Raw genomic sequence first — 15,438 nt, forward strand, 5'->3', positions numbered from 1 at the left:
CCCGTCCGGGATGGACCGCGTTTTCAGGTTTCGGGTGTAAGGACACCGTCTTGCATATGTGAGCGATACTGCATCCGTTCAGCGATTGCGAGGTCATGGGTTACCACCACCAGCGCGGTATTCGTTTCCTGGTTTAAAACAAGCATCAACTCGAGCATCTGGGCGGCTGTATGCTGATCAAGATTCCCGGTTGGTTCATCGGCGAGCAGGCAATCCGGTCGGGTTACCAATGCCCGCGCCAGGGCAACGCGCTGGCGTTCACCGCCCGACAGCTCGCCTGGTTTATGGTCGGCGCGCTGTTCGAGCCCTACCTTGATAAGCCAGTCCTGCGCCTCTGTGAGCGCCGAAGGCAAAGGGATCCGACGTATCAGTAATGGCATCGCGATGTTTTCGACGGCGCTGAATTCGGGTAGCAGGTGATGAAACTGGTAAATAAATCCGAGGTGCCGATTGCGTAACTTGCCTAGGTTGGCCTCCGACAATTTCGACAGGCGGGTATCGAGGATACTGATCTCCCCGCTACTTACATGATCGAGACCTCCCAGCAAGTGCATCAGTGTTGATTTACCCGCGCCCGATGCGCCGAGGATAGCGTGGCTCTCCCCTGCGTCAACATTGAAATCGACGCCCTTGAGCACCTCGACATCAAGTTTACCCTGGCGAAATACCTTGTGTACCGCGTTAGCCTCGATCACAGTTGCAGACACTAAGGTTCTCCTCTATTCATAGCTTAGCGCTTCAGCAGGCCTGGTCCTGGATGCTCTGAGTGCCGGATACAGGGTTGCAACAATTGACAATCCAAAAGACAGCAACACTATTTTTATTACATCGCTTTGCTTCATTTCAGAGGGCAGATCGGTAATCGGGTAGACACCCCGCGGTAAGAACTGGGTATGAAAAAACTGCTCCAGTGCGGGCACGATGACATCAATATGCGAGGCGACCACGACCCCGCTGACGAGACCAAGCAAGGTACCGATCAATCCAATCAATGTTCCCTGCACCATAAAAACCCACATGATCGATAACGGCGACATTCCGAGGGTACGCAAGATCGCAATATCTGACTGCTTGTCCGTCACTACCATTACCAGGGTCGATACGATGTTGAACGCTGCCACCGCAACAATCAGCGAGAGAATAATGAACATTACGGTTTTCTCGGTTCTTACTGCCTTGAAATAATTGCTGTGGCGCAGGGTCCAGTCCGAGACCCAGTATTCAAGTCCGATGCTTTGCTTGAGTTCCTGTCGTACCTGCGGCGCCAGGTCGAGATCTTCAAGCTTCAGGCGCAGCCCGCTGACGCCTCCGTCAAGCCGAAACAAGCGACTAGCATCCTGATAATGAATAATCGCGCTACTGCGGTCATACTCGTATACGCCGATCTCGAATATTCCGACAACCTTGAAACGACGCAAGCGCGGCAGGAAACCCAGCGGCGATGAAGTCGCCTGTGGTGTGACCATCGTAACGCGATCACCCGGGACCACGTCCAGCGTATTTGCCAACCCGCTACCGAGTATGATCCCGTACTCTCCTGCCACCAGGTCACCCAGCACACCAAATTTCATGTTGTCGTGAATCTCGGATACGCTGGTTTCGAATTCCGGGTCAATTCCCCGTATCAGCGCGCCGCTGACCGAGGATAGATTCGAGATCATTGCCTCGGCCTCGGTATAGGGAGCGGCGCCAATAACCTCGGGATGCTCGAGCGTCTCCGAGCGCAGGGCATGCCATTCCTGTAGGGGACCCCGGAAACTCGATACCGTGACATGTGAGACCATCCCGAGAATACGCCCGCGCAATTCATTCTCGAAACCGTTCATCACCGACAGCACCACGATCAGGGCCATGACACCGAGCGTGATTCCAAGCATGGAAATCATCGTGATGAACGATATGAAGTGATTGCGACGTTTGGCTCGCGTGTAGCGCAAGCCTACGAAGACTTCGAGCGGCATTTTCATGCGGCGGATTAAACCATGAATAACGGCCTGCCACCACCGCTGCAGCTGCGACATGCTTCACCCTTGTTACCTATCAAAGGCATGCTATAGTTATATACGTTAAATTTGGAGACGATAACATGCGCACAGGACTATATTTGTTACTCCTGGGTTTAGGCTTAATCCTGCAGCCCGCGGCTGCCGGAGACAGGCTGACTATTCCGGGACACGTTCCGGTAACCAGCAAGCAGATGATGCCGAAACGCGGCATTAAAATGGATGATGTACTGAGTGAGTTTGGAGAACCTGACCAGCGCTTTGGCCCGGTTGGCGAACCCCCGATCACAGAATGGGTTTACGGATCCTTCAGGGTTTATTTCGAATATCAGATCGTTTTGCATACCGTCGACCTGAATACTATTATTATGCCAAAATAGAACCGCAGTTAAGTTATTCGGTCCGAAATAAATACAAACAAAAGACGGAAACCGGAATTACCTGATTAAACCAAAGAGAGTGACAATGAATACTCCAAGACTTTTGATTGTTCTAAGCGCGCTGGGTCTCGGCCTTGCGGGTTCAGGCCTGTATGCGGCCGAGGTAAACATAACAGGCGAGGTCGAAAGTATTACCGTCAAACACGGTGAGAATGAAGTAAAGATCATGCGTAACCAGAACCAGAAAAACACGGTAAATCCTGCTTTCGCCAAGACCTCTCGTAAATGTCCTCCGTTTTGTATTCAGCCCGCGAACATCGCAGCCGGCGTCGAAACGATCGCCGAGCTGGAGGTGCTGCAATACCTCAGTCGCAGTAGCGAGGGTGATGACAGTATCCTGGTTATCGATTCGCGTACTCCTGCCTGGGTTGCCAAGGGTACTATCCCCGGGGCAATCAATATTCCGTGGACCAGCCTCAATCCAGCCAAGGGCGCGGATCCGATTTCAATCGGGGAAATCCTCGAGGGAAAATTTAACGCCAGGAACCTCGAAGGTTTATGGGACTTCAGGGACGCTCGAATCCTGGTTATGTTTTGCAACGGGATGTGGTGTGGACAGTCGCCGAATAACATCAAGAACCTGTTGGCTTTCGGTTACCCCGCCCACAAGATCAAGTGGTATCGCGGCGGCATGCAAAACTGGGAAATTCTTGGCTTGACCACCGTAAAACCGATACAGGAATAGTCTTTTTACAGGCATAAGTGCCCTCTCGTCTTCTTGATACTCCAGCGCCTTCAATCGCGCAACCGATTCGCGTTGGCCAGCTCTACGGTAGCAGTCGCAGCCTGCTGCTGAGCGAGCAGATCGCGCAGCATGCGGGCCTGTCGGTTATTGTTTGCTGTGATATGGCCGATGCCGAGCAGCTGGAACAGGAAGTTCGTTTCTTCAGTATCAACCAGCCGAGGATTTATCGTTTTCCGGATCTGGAAACCTTGCCCTACGATCAATTTTCGCCGCACCAGGATATTATTTCCGAGCGGATCCGTTGTCTCGCATCGATCACCGGCGCTGACTCGGGTGTTCTAATCCTCCCGGTCAGTACGCTGTTGCAGAAGATAGCGCCCCCTGATTTCATTCATCAGCGTTCGCTAATTTTGAATCGGGGCGACCGCATAGACCCGATCGCTTTACGCGAGAAACTCAGTCTTTACGGATACCGCTCGGTATCCCAGGTTGAAGAACATGGCGAGTTTAGCGCTCGCGGATCGATCCTTGATTTATATCCCATGGGCAGTGCGCTGCCGTTTCGCATCGATTTTTTCGACGATGAGGTTGAGTCGATTCGCAGTTTCGATGCCGAGACCCAGCGCTCAGTCGAAAAAATCAATGAGATCAAACTGTTACCGGCGCAGGAGTACCCGCTGGATGAAGCTGGCATCAAGCATTTCAGGCTCAGGTTTCGCGAAACCTTTGACGTCGACCCAAACAGCTGCCCGCTATATGTTGATATCTCCGAGGGTATTCCATCGCCCGGTGTCGAGTATTATCTGCCACTGTTTTTCGAGAACCTCGTAAGCCTGTTTGATTATCTACCGGGCAACAGTCGCCTGCTTGTCGACGATGCGGCGATGACATACGCAGCATCATTTATAGAGCAGGTTGAGGAACGCTACGAGTCGAGACGACATAACCTCGAACGACCATTACTCGAACCCGGAGAACTGTTTCTGGACAGCGATGCACTGCAACAGAGATTTCGTGATTTTACATGCCTGTTTTTCACAGCGTTCAAACTGGATCATCTGAATCAATCCAGCGTCAATTGCGATTCCCAGTCGATTCCGCAGCTAACCCTGCAATCCGGCACTGACGAACCAGCGAAAGCATTGCGCGCATTCATATCGAAACCAGAGTTTAAAAAAATACTGTTTAGCGCTGAATCTGCTGGACGACGTGAGTTTTTACATGAAATGCTCCGCCACTACTCGATTCAGATCTATCCCGTAGACAGCTGGGCCGAATTTATGCAGCGCGATGACCACCGCTGTTTCATCATCGCGTCGGCCCTGCAAAATGGCATGACCCTGAAACGGCAGGGTATCGCTGTTATCACCGAGAATCAGCTCTTTGGGGATCGCGCGATGCAGCGCCGGCGTCGCAAATACCGCAAAACCCGCGATGCTGAATCGACCATCCAGAGCCTCAAAGACCTGCAGCTTGGTGCACCGGTGGTCCACGAAGACCACGGCGTCGGACGCTACCAGGGCCTGAAAACACTCACCGTATCGGGGATCGCAACCGAATTCCTTTGTATCGAGTATGCCAACGAAGACAAGCTTTACGTACCGGTCTCTTCACTACACTTGATCAATCGATACGCGGGTGCCAGTGACGATAATGCCCCCTTGCACCGCCTCGGTAGCGATCATTGGCAACGCACGCGCAAAAAAGCGCAGCAGAAAATACACGATATAGCCGTCGAGTTGCTTGATATCCAGGCCAGGCGGGAAGCGATGCGGGGATTTGCCCACCAGATTACGCTCGACGAATATCAACAGTTCGCCAGCGAGTTTCCATTCGAGGAAACGCCTGACCAGGAAACATCGATTGAATCGGTCATCGGGGATATGCAATCACCGCAGCCCATGGATCGTATCGTCTGCGGCGATGTTGGCTTCGGTAAAACCGAGGTTTGTATGCGTGCGGCATTTGTCGCCGCCATTTCCGGTTCACAGGTAGCGGTACTGGTACCAACCACACTGCTGGCGCAGCAGCACTTTCATAATTTTCGTGATCGATTTGCCAACTGGCCAATCCGCATTGCCTGCCTGACGCGTTTTACTGCACAAAAAAGTCTGGTAGATACGCTGCTGCAAATTCAGGCCGGTAAAATCGATATTGTAATCGGCACCCACAAACTCCTGTCAGATACCATCAAGTATCAGAACCTGGGCCTGGTTATTATCGACGAAGAACATCGCTTCGGCGTTCGTCATAAGGAAAAATTGAAAGCGCTGCGAGCCAGCGTCGATTTACTGACAATGACGGCGACCCCGATACCGCGAACCCTGAACATGTCATTATCCGGAATGCGCGACCTGTCAATTATTGCGACACCCCCGATGCAACGTCATGCAATCAAGACCTTCGTATCGCGCTGGAATCCGGACACGATTCTCGAAGGCTGTCAACGTGAGCTCAAGCGCGGCGGGCAAATCTACTTCTTGCACAACGAGATTAAATCCATCGAGAAGACCGCGCATGAACTTCAACAGCTCCTGCCAGAGGCACGCATCGGCATCGTGCACGGACGCATGAAAGAAAAAGAACTCGAAACGGTCATGCTGGATTTTTATCACCATCGATGCAATTTGCTGGTTTGCACTACGATCATTGAAAGCGGAATCGATGTACCCACCGCCAACACGATCTTCATCAACCGTGCCGATAAACTGGGACTCGCCCAGCTACACCAGATTCGAGGTCGGGTAGGACGTTCCCACCACCGGGCCTATGCCTACCTGATCGTACCGCCGGAACCTGCGATGACTGCAGATGCGCGTAAACGTTTGCTGGCAATCGAATCACTGGAAGACCTCGGCGTCGGTTTTACCCTGGCTACCCATGATCTGGAGATTCGCGGGGCGGGTGAAATTCTGGGTGAGGAACAAAGTGGGCAAATTACTGAAATCGGCTTTACCTTGTACTCAGAGCTTCTGGAACGTGCGGTGACCTCGCTAAAATCAGATTTACCCATCGACTTCGACCAACCGATCATGCGTGCTTCAGAGGTTGATTTTCATGTTCCTGCATTGATTCCGGAGACCTATATCCCGGACATTCACAGACGCCTGATCGAATACAAGCGCATCGCTTCCGCGAAAAATGACGATGACCTCAAGGAGATCCAGATGGAACTTATTGATCGTTTCGGTCTGTTTCCGGAACCGCTCAAACAATTGTTCAGAGTCACCCAGATCAAGCTGCAAACCCTGGCCCTGGGCATCGACAAAATAGACGTGGGTGAACAGAATGGAAAGATCGTATTCAGTCGTAAACCAAATATCGACCCAATGAAGATAATCGAGCTGATACAATCTGATCCGCAACAATATCGCTTCGATGGGAAACAAACCTTGCGTATTGTTTGTCAAAATGTTGAACTTGAGCCCAGACTAAATCAGGTTGAAGGCCTGGTCGCAAGGCTGGCTGCAGAATAGTATGAACCGACAATTATTCACCCTAATGGCGCTCCTGGGCCTGCTCCCCGGCTTCGGACCTGCGCAGTCAGCAGACACGGAAATCTTGCCTCTCTACGACGTTGAGTTAGTAATATTCAAAAATATCAAGGCACCAAAGAGCCAGGAATTCATATTACCCGTCGGTTCTCCCAGCAAAGACAAGAAAATTCTCGACCTGTCGTCAGTCCGTAGCATCGCAGCAGCAAACAAGCTGGGCTATGTAATACTTCCGGACCAGCAGTTTCGGTTGACCGAGGCAGTCAAGAAGCTGGTTAAATCATCGCGCTACGAGCTACTATTGCACACCGCGTGGCGTCAACCGGGGCGCGATCGGGAACAGGCATTACCAGTCTGGATCAGGGGTGGACGAGTTTTCGGCAGCGAATACATGTCGATCGACGATGCAATCGACCTGCAGGAAAATGCTCTCGGCACAAACCTGCAGAAGGCCGACGGCACGACAAACGAGTTTAATGAGCAGACTCTGGAGGCGCTGGAGCTGCAGCAGCTGGAACAGCAGAGTAGCAGGCGTGGCCACGGGCTCTATGAACTCGAGGGCAAGATCACGGTCGCACTATCACGTTACCTGCACCTCTACACCGACCTTGTATTGAGACGCCCGCGCCAGTCAATTGATCCGGTATTGAACAGTTCTGCCCAGGAGCGACCACTGGCTACCTTCTCTACTGATACGCGTATCCTGAACAATCACATTCTCAGGGAACATCGTCGCATGCGCAGTAAAAACCTGCACTATCTCGACAATCCCGAGTTTGGATTGCTGGTTCTGATTACACCCTATGAAGTACCTGAAGATTTCGAAGAAGCGCCGCTGGAAACGGAATCGACAACTGCCGAGTAACCGCTAGTAGCTGCGTTCACGCTTTAATTGATAACCGCCACCCGGGAAGTCGAATGGCGGCGTCCTGCCTACCAGTTCCTCGATCAACGTCAATTCTGCGTCGGTATGGTTGATCACTGGTGCCGGTACGATGAGTTTGCCACTGCTGGCAGCTGCCGGGAGCACGTAGTAGGGCTCATCGTGATGCTTTGTGGCCAGGTCGATGCTGACATCGGGATCAGCGTTGCGACGATTCGGGTTTGTCCGTAACAGGTGCAGAAATAGGACTTTTCGTGATCGGATTCGATGTAAATCCCGGTACCACGGATGCCTATTGTCGCCGTTAATGTCGTGATCTCATGCGGCTTTTCACGTTTGCCAAAAACCGATAAGAGCTTGCCTGAGAAAATACGCATGCCCTCAATGATCGGGGCCTCGCTGCTCCCCAATTCGAGCTGGCTGTTGCTGCGTAAAATGAACGCATCACTGGCGACGACGAATTTGATGCTGCTATTGCTGCCGGTATTGATGCGCGAGTTGGGTCCGATGCGGGTATCGATATCGGCGAGCCTGCCATCGACCATTACCCTGCCCTCCAATTTATATATTGAACGGCCATCAGGTAACTTTTCAGGGACGTCGCCAAGCGCATGGCCGGGCTGAAACAGACTTGCCAGGTTGGAGCCGGCAAAAAGACCCAGGGTAAGGGATCTGATTAAAAATTCTCGCCTTGGATCATCGACATCCTGCTTCATTAAGGCTCCCGGGCATAGCTTAAATCTTACTTTAGTAACTATGTTGCAAAATGCAAATTGAACTCCGCGCCAACTAAAATATAATTGCGGTTGCAACTCGCAGCTAGCCTGACAATAATGGCCGATATCGACCATACGAACCAGGCGCAGACTTGCCAGAATCCATCGCTCACGAGGTACCTAGATCTATGACACGAATTGTCCTGTTGGCGCTAGTTTATGTTTTCACGACGAGCCCGTTGCTTGCGGCAGAAACCCGCTATATCACCGATGAATTCGAAGTCATGATGCGCACTGGTACCAGCACCTCGAACAAGATTATCCGCGTGCTGCCCAGTGGTGAAGCTGTCACCATACTGGAGGAGGACCTGACTTCGGATTACTCTCTGGTCGAAACCAGTGATGGCAAGACCGGTTATGTACTGACACGTCAACTGATGAAAATTCCTTCCGCCAGGCAAAGATTGGCAGAACTTGAAGAGCGCTTCGCAAGACAGAAAGATCGCCTCGATGAACAGGCATCCGAAATCGGCGAACTTAAAAAATCGCTGAATCAGGAGAAATCTGACAATAGCACCCTGACTTCAACCCTGCGCGCTTCGGAGCGCGAGCTATCGGAGGTTCGATCCGCGGCACAGGAAACCCTGAGCATACTCGAGCAAAACAAGCGCCTGCAAACAGTGGTCGATCAGTTGCGGCAGGAAAAAACGGAACTTGTTGACACGGTCGCCGAGTTAAATGACAGTACCCGACTCGACTGGTTCGTGCGCGGCGGAGCGGTTAGCCTGATAGCATTCGTCATTGGCATCGTCGTTACCCGAATTCGCTGGAAGAAACAGGATTCGTGGGGATCTTATTAGCAAGTAACATCGCTTCCGGGTTCGTCACGAACCGGTCAAAGATTGAGGTTACAATCCCAGTGGATTGTTGGCGTCTACGCCGTCCATGAAAGGCTTGCTTCGATCGACATTGGTTACCTGGTAGATCAAGCCCAACCAGGTGCCGATGACCGCGCTTGCGGTGTCCTGCCAGGTGTTTTTTAAATTATTCACCACCAGATGTTCAGGGAATTCCGGTATCGCTGATTGCCGTGCCAGACACTGGTCAACACGCATTTGGTACTCGCGCAGAATCGCGGCGTTAAAATCGCTGAAGTAATTGTCAGGCATCGGCGGATAATGACTGATTGCCCCTCGAATATACAGGTTCACGTCACGTTTGTATTCCTTCAACAGGGATACGGTATCGTATTCGGGATGACCCTGGAAAAACACGGTGCGAAAACCGTCCGGACTGGTTGATAGATGAACACATCCATCGTCTCCGGTAACCAGGATCTTCAGACCACTGGCTTCAAACTGTTGCGGGTAAACAGTGTTCCAGCGGGAATGTGGTACGTCGAATTCCGAATTAATGTCGTCAACCAGTGGATGCGAAACGTTGACGACCTGGTGTCGATAAACGCCCCATTTTTTTCGGCGCTGCTTTTCACGCTTCTGCCCATAACGGAAATCGAGCACCGCATGCGTGGCAAGACAGGAACACAGCGTCGAAGTCACATTTTCATGAGCCCAATCGGCCACTCTGATCAGTTCCTCCCAGAAAACCTCACCCGACAAATCCGCCCCGATAACGTTGGCACCGGTTATTATCAGGGCATCCAGACCCTGCTGTTTAATTTGCTCGAAACTATCGTAGTACCTCGCAATATGATCTCGAGCCGAGTCATCACGCGGAAGTGCGTCAAGCGTAAAAGGATGCACAAAAAACTGGGCGATCGGATTACTTTCGCCGATTAAACGTAAAAATTGACGTTCGGTAGCCGCCAACGCCGCATCGGGCATCATGTTCAACAGTCCGATATGTAATTCACGGATGTCCTGCTGATTGGCGAGACCCGGCGTCAATACCTGCATTCCTTCCTGCTTGAGCTTGGCAAAGGTCGGTAAGTCGTTGTGAGCAACCAGTGGCATTACGCGTCTTCCCCTTGTTGTCTCTCGATGGCCATTTCCAGCATGTCCAGAAAGTCGGTATCGTTTTCCACCTGGTCGACTTCCTCGGATGTCACTGTATACCCCAATTTTGCGATCGCATCGTAGCGTGGAAGACGCGAATGAAACAGGCGCGGGAAAACCCAGCGTGCAAACTCGTCGGGATCAATTTGTGCCACGTACTCGAGCCCGGTCTCCTGGTAGTAGAGCTGCAGATGCTCTTCCAGGAACTCCGGCCGATAGTACAACGGCTTGGGATCCGAAACCGCGCGCTCAATCAGCACTTTCTCCTGCGCGTCATTGGTGACCTGGATATATAGAATCAGGGTGTTATCCACCAGGATATCCATAACACCGGGCTCGTCGAGTTCACAGAGACTCCCACCAACGTCATTAACGAAATGCGGGTAACCGTAAATCTCCTGGGCTTTCTCGACAAAATGGGGGATATCGTACATCGCATCGACCTCGGCCTGGCGATATATCGCCTGTCGTTCAATGAACTCACCCAGTTCTACCCCTCCCAGTTCAGGATTACCGAGCTTACCAACGAAACTCAGGACCGGGCCCAGATCGTTAACCCGGATATTGTTCTTGATGTAAATCCAGTCATTGCGCAAGAGCTCCTTGAGGAACGGGATCCTGATCGCCTGGTGCTTGATCATATCGACAATATGCTCGTCGAGATAACGCGTACCGATACGGTAATCGCCAGAGTAATGGAACCAGTTACGGCCGCGCAGCTTGGCCGATAAATACGACTTGCCCACTCCGGACATACCGACCAGCGTTACCCTTTTATTTTCCCAGGCGCGGAATTCATCGATGTTGAACTTCAAAATTTGCTCCACCAGGTTTTGCGCTCAGATTATGCATCAAGCAGGGCCCTGGCGAAACCCGATTTATGCTTTACGCAAGCGTTGTACCGTCTATAATCCACAATCATTTTTTCCTGTAAGCAACGTGGAACTCGAGTTCGACTACGTCATTATCGGAGCAGGTTCCGCAGGCTGTGTACTCGCCAATCGTCTCAGCGCGAATGGTAAAAATCGAGTGCTAGTACTCGAGGCCGGCGGCAGTGACAGGCGTTTCTGGATTCAGACACCGATCGGCTACGGCAAGACCTTCTACGACGAATCCGTCAACTGGAAATACACCACCGAACCTGAGCCCGGTATCAATAACCGACGCAGCTACTGGCCGCGTGGAAAAGTAGTCGGTGGCTCGAGCTCGATAAACGCCATGGTTTATATTCGCGGCAACCCACAGGATTACGATGACTGGCTCGCGCTTGGCAATCCCGGATGGGGTTGGCAGGACGTTTTGCCCTATTTTATAAAATCCGAAACCAACTCGGACGGCGCTAATCAGTACCGCGGCGACCGCGGGCCGCTTTACGTCAACAATGTCAGTTCACAGTATCACCCGCTGTGTAACGTTTTCCTCGAGGCCGCGCAACAACAGGGTTTCACCCTGAATCCTGATTTTAACGGTGAATCCCAGGAAGGCGTTGGTTTCTACCAGATCACGACCAGGGACGGGCGGCGGATGTCAGCGGCCAGGGCCTACCTGCATCCGGCACTGAAGCGGGCCAATTGCGAGATTATTACGCGTGCCCAGGTCACGCGTATCCTGTTCGACGGCAAAGTGGCTAACGGCGTCAAGTTCGTTCATAACAACCAGACACGCCAGGTGAAAGCAAATTGCGAGGTCATCGTCAGCGCCGGTGCGATCAATTCACCACAGATTCTGCAGCTATCGGGTATTGGCGATCCCGATTTGCTCAAGCGATTCGGCATTTCGCCACGGGTGGCTTTGCCGGGGGTTGGGCGCAACCTGCAGGATCACCTGGACTACTGTATTTACTATCGCTCTCGAGTACCAACGCTGAACAACCGGCTCTATCCCTGGTGGGGAAAAATGTTAGCCGGCCTGCGCTACCTGGTTTTCAGGAACGGGCTGTTGTCATTAAGCGTCAACCAGTCGGGTGGATTCCTGCGCAGTCACCCATCACGCCCCCGGCCCAATATCCAGCTGTATTTCGCCGCGATTACCTACACCACATCACCACCGGGCGAACGTCCGTTGATGCGACCGGATCCCTACCCCGGATTTTTAAACTCGATCGGACAACTGCGCCCGACCAGTCGCGGTTACCTGCAAATTGATTCCCCTGACCCGTTTGCCCCGGTCAGGATTCAGCCGAATTACCTGTCGAGTGACGATGACGTAACGCAAATGCTCGAAGGCGCCCGCCTGCTGCGCCACCTGGCAAGCGCACCCGCTTTGGCCGAAATTATCGACCATGAAATGAAACCCGGACCCTCCGTGCAAAGCGATGATGAGCTGATCGCCGATATTCGTCAGCGCGCCGACACGGTGTATCACCCCAGCTGTACCTGTATGATGGGCCCTGATCCAAAAACCGCCGTGGTTGATTCAAAATGCCGGGTTTACGGCGTGGATAGATTGCGCGTAGTCGATACTTCGGTCTTTCCGACGGTTACCTCCGGCAATACCAACGCCCCGACAATCATGGTAGCTGAAAAAGCCGCCGACCTGATACTCGCCTGACAGGAGCATTTCCGTTTCAAGTAATCCAGTTTCATTAGAAATAAGACACATCGACAATCCTGCGCTCGGATTCAGTGCGATGCTGCTCAGCATACTGCTGTTCTCACTCATGGATGCGAGTGTGAAATGGCTCGGGGCCAACTATCCGACAGCACAGATCATGTTTTTCCGCTGCAGCGTGGCCCTGGCCCCCGTACTTGTTATTATCCTGCTGCGCGGTGGCTCGAGCATTTTAAGAACACAACAGAAAAAACTGCACCTGCTGCGCAGCTTACTGGGTATCGGGGCGATGGGCTTTGCATTCTATGCATTTTCGCTGATGCCGTTGGCGGAAGCGATATCGATACTGCACACCGCACCGCTATTCATGACTGCTCTATCGGTCATCTTACTGCGTGAAACAGTTGGTATCCGTCGCTGGTCAGCAATCATCCTCGGATTTATCGGTATGTTAATGGTCGTGCGTCCTGGTGCCGATATGCTCGCGAGCGGCAGCCTTTTCATGCTAACTGCTGCATTTTTAATTGGCTGCACTACGATTATCATTCGTCATCTCGGCAAGATTGACGATCCTGTCTGTATCACCTTCTATTTTACCGTGACCGGGGTGCTGGTTAGTATTATCGGCATGCTTATCCAGGGCTGGCAGTCGCCTCCCCTGATGGATCTCACGCTATTCATTATGGTTGGATTATTCGGAGGCATGGCTCAATACCTGATGAACCTGAGCTATCAACGACTCGCGGTTGGAATCGTGGCACCGCTAAAATACCTGTCGATTGTTTTTGGAGGCAGCATCGCCTTTCTGGTCTGGGGTGAAGTTCCCGACCTGCAAAGCGTACTCGGCATCAGTGTCATTATCGTAAGTGGACTCTATACCCTGCATCGCGAATTGATCCGCGGTGCGAGGACGCATATATGAACGATAATCATCAACCACGTGCCTATTTTTTCCTGCTGGTTGCGACCTTGTGCTGGGGTCTTAACGCAAATTTTAGTCGGCTTGCAGTGGGTGAAATTTCACCGATGCAAATCGTCACTTTTCGCTGGCTGGGCGTGGTGCTGCTGATGTTGGTATTTGCCCGTGAAAATATTATCCGCGACTGGCCTATGCTTCGGCGGCACCTGCCCTTTCTTGCGATTATGGGCGGCTTCGGTTTTACCGTGTTCAACGCATTGTTTTATGTGGCCGCGCATCACACCAGCGCAATCAACATAGGCATACTGCAGGGTGCGGTACCAATATTCGTGCTGCTCGGAGGTTTCCTGGCTTTCGGCCAACGGATTACGGCGTTGCAAAGCATAGGGGTCACGACAACCTTAATTGGCGTCGTAACAGTAGCTTCCGGAGGAAAATTGGTCGATCTGGCCGGCTTCACGATCAACCGGGGTGATTTATTCATGCTGATCGCCTGCTTTATTTACGCCGCATATTCATTAGGCCTGAGCCGTGGGCCAAAGGTAAGTTCGCTGGGTCTTTTTTCGATCATGGCATTCGTCGCCTGGCTGATTTCACTGCCTCTAATCCTGGTCGAAACCTACCTGCAGGGCTGGCAGACGCCATCCACGAAAGGCTGGATAATCGTTACCCTGATCACGCTGCTGCCATCCCTGTTAGCTCAGCTGTTTTTTATTTTCGGGGTAAAACTAATTGGCCCTGCTAGAGCCGGCGCCTTCTACAACCTGGTGCCGGTTTTTGCATCGATCCTGGCGGTAGTAATCCTGAAGGAAGTGTTCGAACTTTACCATGCGATTTCACTGGGACTAGTACTTGGTGGCATCTGGCTGTCCGAAAGAGGCAAACCCAAGCAGGCCTGATCAATCCAGCGGCCTACCGCAATGATCATTGCCAGCGATTACCACCCGATGCATTAGGCGCCGATGACCGGCATAGTCATTCAGTGGATAGTGCATGGTGGCCGCATTGTCCCAGATCACAACGGTGCCGGGTCGCCACCGCAGGCGCATGATGAACTCGGGCTGGATGCAGTGTTGATAGAGGAATGACAGGATAGCGGCGCTTTCCGCATCGGTCAGGCCCAGGATCGACTCGGTAAACATCGGGTTTACATAGATCATTTTTTGCTTCGATTCGAAATGGGTCCTGACCACGGGTTGTACAATCTTGACCGCATTCTGGTGATCCTTGGCTAACGAGCCGTAACCCAGATCTTGCTCGCGGCCTGCCATGCTGCGACCGGTAAAACTATGCACCGCTTCCAGACTGTCGATAAACGACCGCATCGAATCGCTGAGCGCCTCGAACGCGGCGACCATGTTACAAAACAGGGTATCGCCCAACTTCTCTGGAACCTCCACGGCGAGTAACATCGATGCCAGCGCTGGTACTTCCTGGTAACTGGTATCGGTATGCCAGGCGCCCGCGAAGTTGTGTAAATCTTCCGCTTCCTTACAAATTACCATGATTTCGGGGAACGCTTCGAGACTGCCAATAAATGGATGCTGCTTCAATCGTCCCAACTTGCGGCCAAAGCTGACCAGGGCCTGTGGTGAGAGTGGCTGATCATGGAAAACTACGACCTGATAACGCCACAGGTTCGCCTTTATCGTATCGATTGTTTCATCATCGAGTGGACTATCGAGAGCGATCCCGGAGATTTCAGCTCCCAGGCCTCCAATCATCGGTGTCAC

General features: G+C 52.3%; 14 protein-coding genes. 8 read left to right on the top strand and 6 right to left on the bottom strand.

The features are described 5' to 3' along the window. Positions 1-23: 23 nt before the first annotated feature. Together OES20_09315 and OES20_09320 are read right to left on the bottom strand one after the other, a co-directional pair. Positions 24-707 (bottom strand): ATP-binding cassette domain-containing protein, encoded by a 684-nt coding sequence (locus OES20_09315; GenBank protein ID MDH3634891.1) that lies wholly within the window; start codon positions 705-707, stop codon positions 24-26. 12 nt (positions 708-719) lie between these two features. Next, positions 720-1,967, bottom strand: a complete 1,248-nt coding sequence (locus OES20_09320; protein MDH3634892.1) for a lipoprotein-releasing ABC transporter permease subunit — start codon at positions 1,965-1,967, stop codon at positions 720-722. 119 nt (positions 1,968-2,086) lie between these two features. Here OES20_09320 and OES20_09325 point away from each other — a divergent pair, with 119 nt between their 5' ends. The 4 genes from OES20_09325 to OES20_09340 all read left to right on the top strand — a co-directional run bounded on the left by OES20_09325 (position 2,087) and on the right by OES20_09340 (position 7,487). After that, positions 2,087-2,383, top strand: coding sequence for a hypothetical protein (locus tag OES20_09325; GenBank protein ID MDH3634893.1), 297 nt, complete (start codon positions 2,087-2,089; stop codon positions 2,381-2,383). Positions 2,384-2,468: 85 nt separating this feature from the next. Beyond that, complete coding sequence (locus tag OES20_09330; protein ID MDH3634894.1) at positions 2,469-3,128, top strand: rhodanese-like domain-containing protein; 660 nt, start codon at positions 2,469-2,471, stop codon at positions 3,126-3,128. 17 nt (positions 3,129-3,145) lie between these two features. Next, positions 3,146-6,604 (top strand): transcription-repair coupling factor, encoded by a 3,459-nt coding sequence (mfd, locus tag OES20_09335; protein MDH3634895.1) that lies wholly within the window; start codon positions 3,146-3,148, stop codon positions 6,602-6,604. A 1-nt stretch (position 6,605) separates the two neighbouring features. Further along, a complete protein-coding gene (locus OES20_09340; protein ID MDH3634896.1) occupies positions 6,606-7,487 on the top strand; it encodes a peptidoglycan binding protein CsiV in 882 nt (293 codons plus the stop codon). 113 nt (positions 7,488-7,600) lie between these two features. On the opposite strand, the gene OES20_09345 is transcribed toward OES20_09340, so the two are convergent. Continuing rightward, positions 7,601-8,221, bottom strand: coding sequence for a FecR family protein (locus tag OES20_09345; GenBank protein MDH3634897.1), 621 nt, complete (start codon positions 8,219-8,221; stop codon positions 7,601-7,603). Positions 8,222-8,409: 188 nt separating this feature from the next. Between OES20_09345 and OES20_09350 the strand changes: the two genes are divergently transcribed. Beyond that, positions 8,410-9,081, top strand: coding sequence for a TIGR04211 family SH3 domain-containing protein (locus OES20_09350; GenBank protein MDH3634898.1), 672 nt, complete (start codon positions 8,410-8,412; stop codon positions 9,079-9,081). Between the two features lie 48 nt (positions 9,082-9,129). On the opposite strand, the gene OES20_09355 is transcribed toward OES20_09350, so the two are convergent. Next, positions 9,130-10,194 (bottom strand): homoserine O-succinyltransferase, encoded by a 1,065-nt coding sequence (locus OES20_09355; protein MDH3634899.1) that lies wholly within the window; start codon positions 10,192-10,194, stop codon positions 9,130-9,132. After that, a complete protein-coding gene (locus tag OES20_09360; GenBank protein MDH3634900.1) occupies positions 10,194-11,051 on the bottom strand; it encodes an ATPase in 858 nt (285 codons plus the stop codon). The genes OES20_09355 and OES20_09360 overlap by 1 nt, the downstream gene beginning before the upstream one ends. Positions 11,052-11,082: 31 nt before the next feature. Between OES20_09360 and OES20_09365 the strand changes: the two genes are divergently transcribed. The 3 genes from OES20_09365 (at position 11,083) to OES20_09375 (ending at position 14,604) form a co-directional block, all read left to right on the top strand. Continuing rightward, positions 11,083-12,786, top strand: a complete 1,704-nt coding sequence (locus OES20_09365; protein ID MDH3634901.1) for a choline dehydrogenase — start codon at positions 11,083-11,085, stop codon at positions 12,784-12,786. Positions 12,787-12,865: 79 nt separating this feature from the next. Next, positions 12,866-13,708: a DMT family transporter gene (locus OES20_09370; GenBank protein MDH3634902.1), complete on the top strand. Its 843-nt coding sequence runs from the start codon at positions 12,866-12,868 to the stop codon at positions 13,706-13,708. Continuing rightward, entirely contained in the window at positions 13,705-14,604 is a 900-nt protein-coding gene (locus OES20_09375) for a DMT family transporter (protein ID MDH3634903.1), read from the top strand. Before OES20_09370 ends, OES20_09375 begins: the two co-directional genes overlap by 4 nt. Here the strand turns inward: OES20_09375 and OES20_09380 are convergent, their stop codons facing one another. After that, the gene (locus OES20_09380; GenBank protein MDH3634904.1) at positions 14,605-15,429 is read right to left on the bottom strand and encodes a TauD/TfdA family dioxygenase; all 825 of its coding nucleotides are present in this window, start codon (positions 15,427-15,429) and stop codon (positions 14,605-14,607) included. It abuts the gene before it with no gap. Positions 15,430-15,438: the final 9 nt, after the last annotated feature.

Source organism: Gammaproteobacteria bacterium (assembly GCA_029862005.1).
Taxonomy (GTDB): domain Bacteria; phylum Pseudomonadota; class Gammaproteobacteria.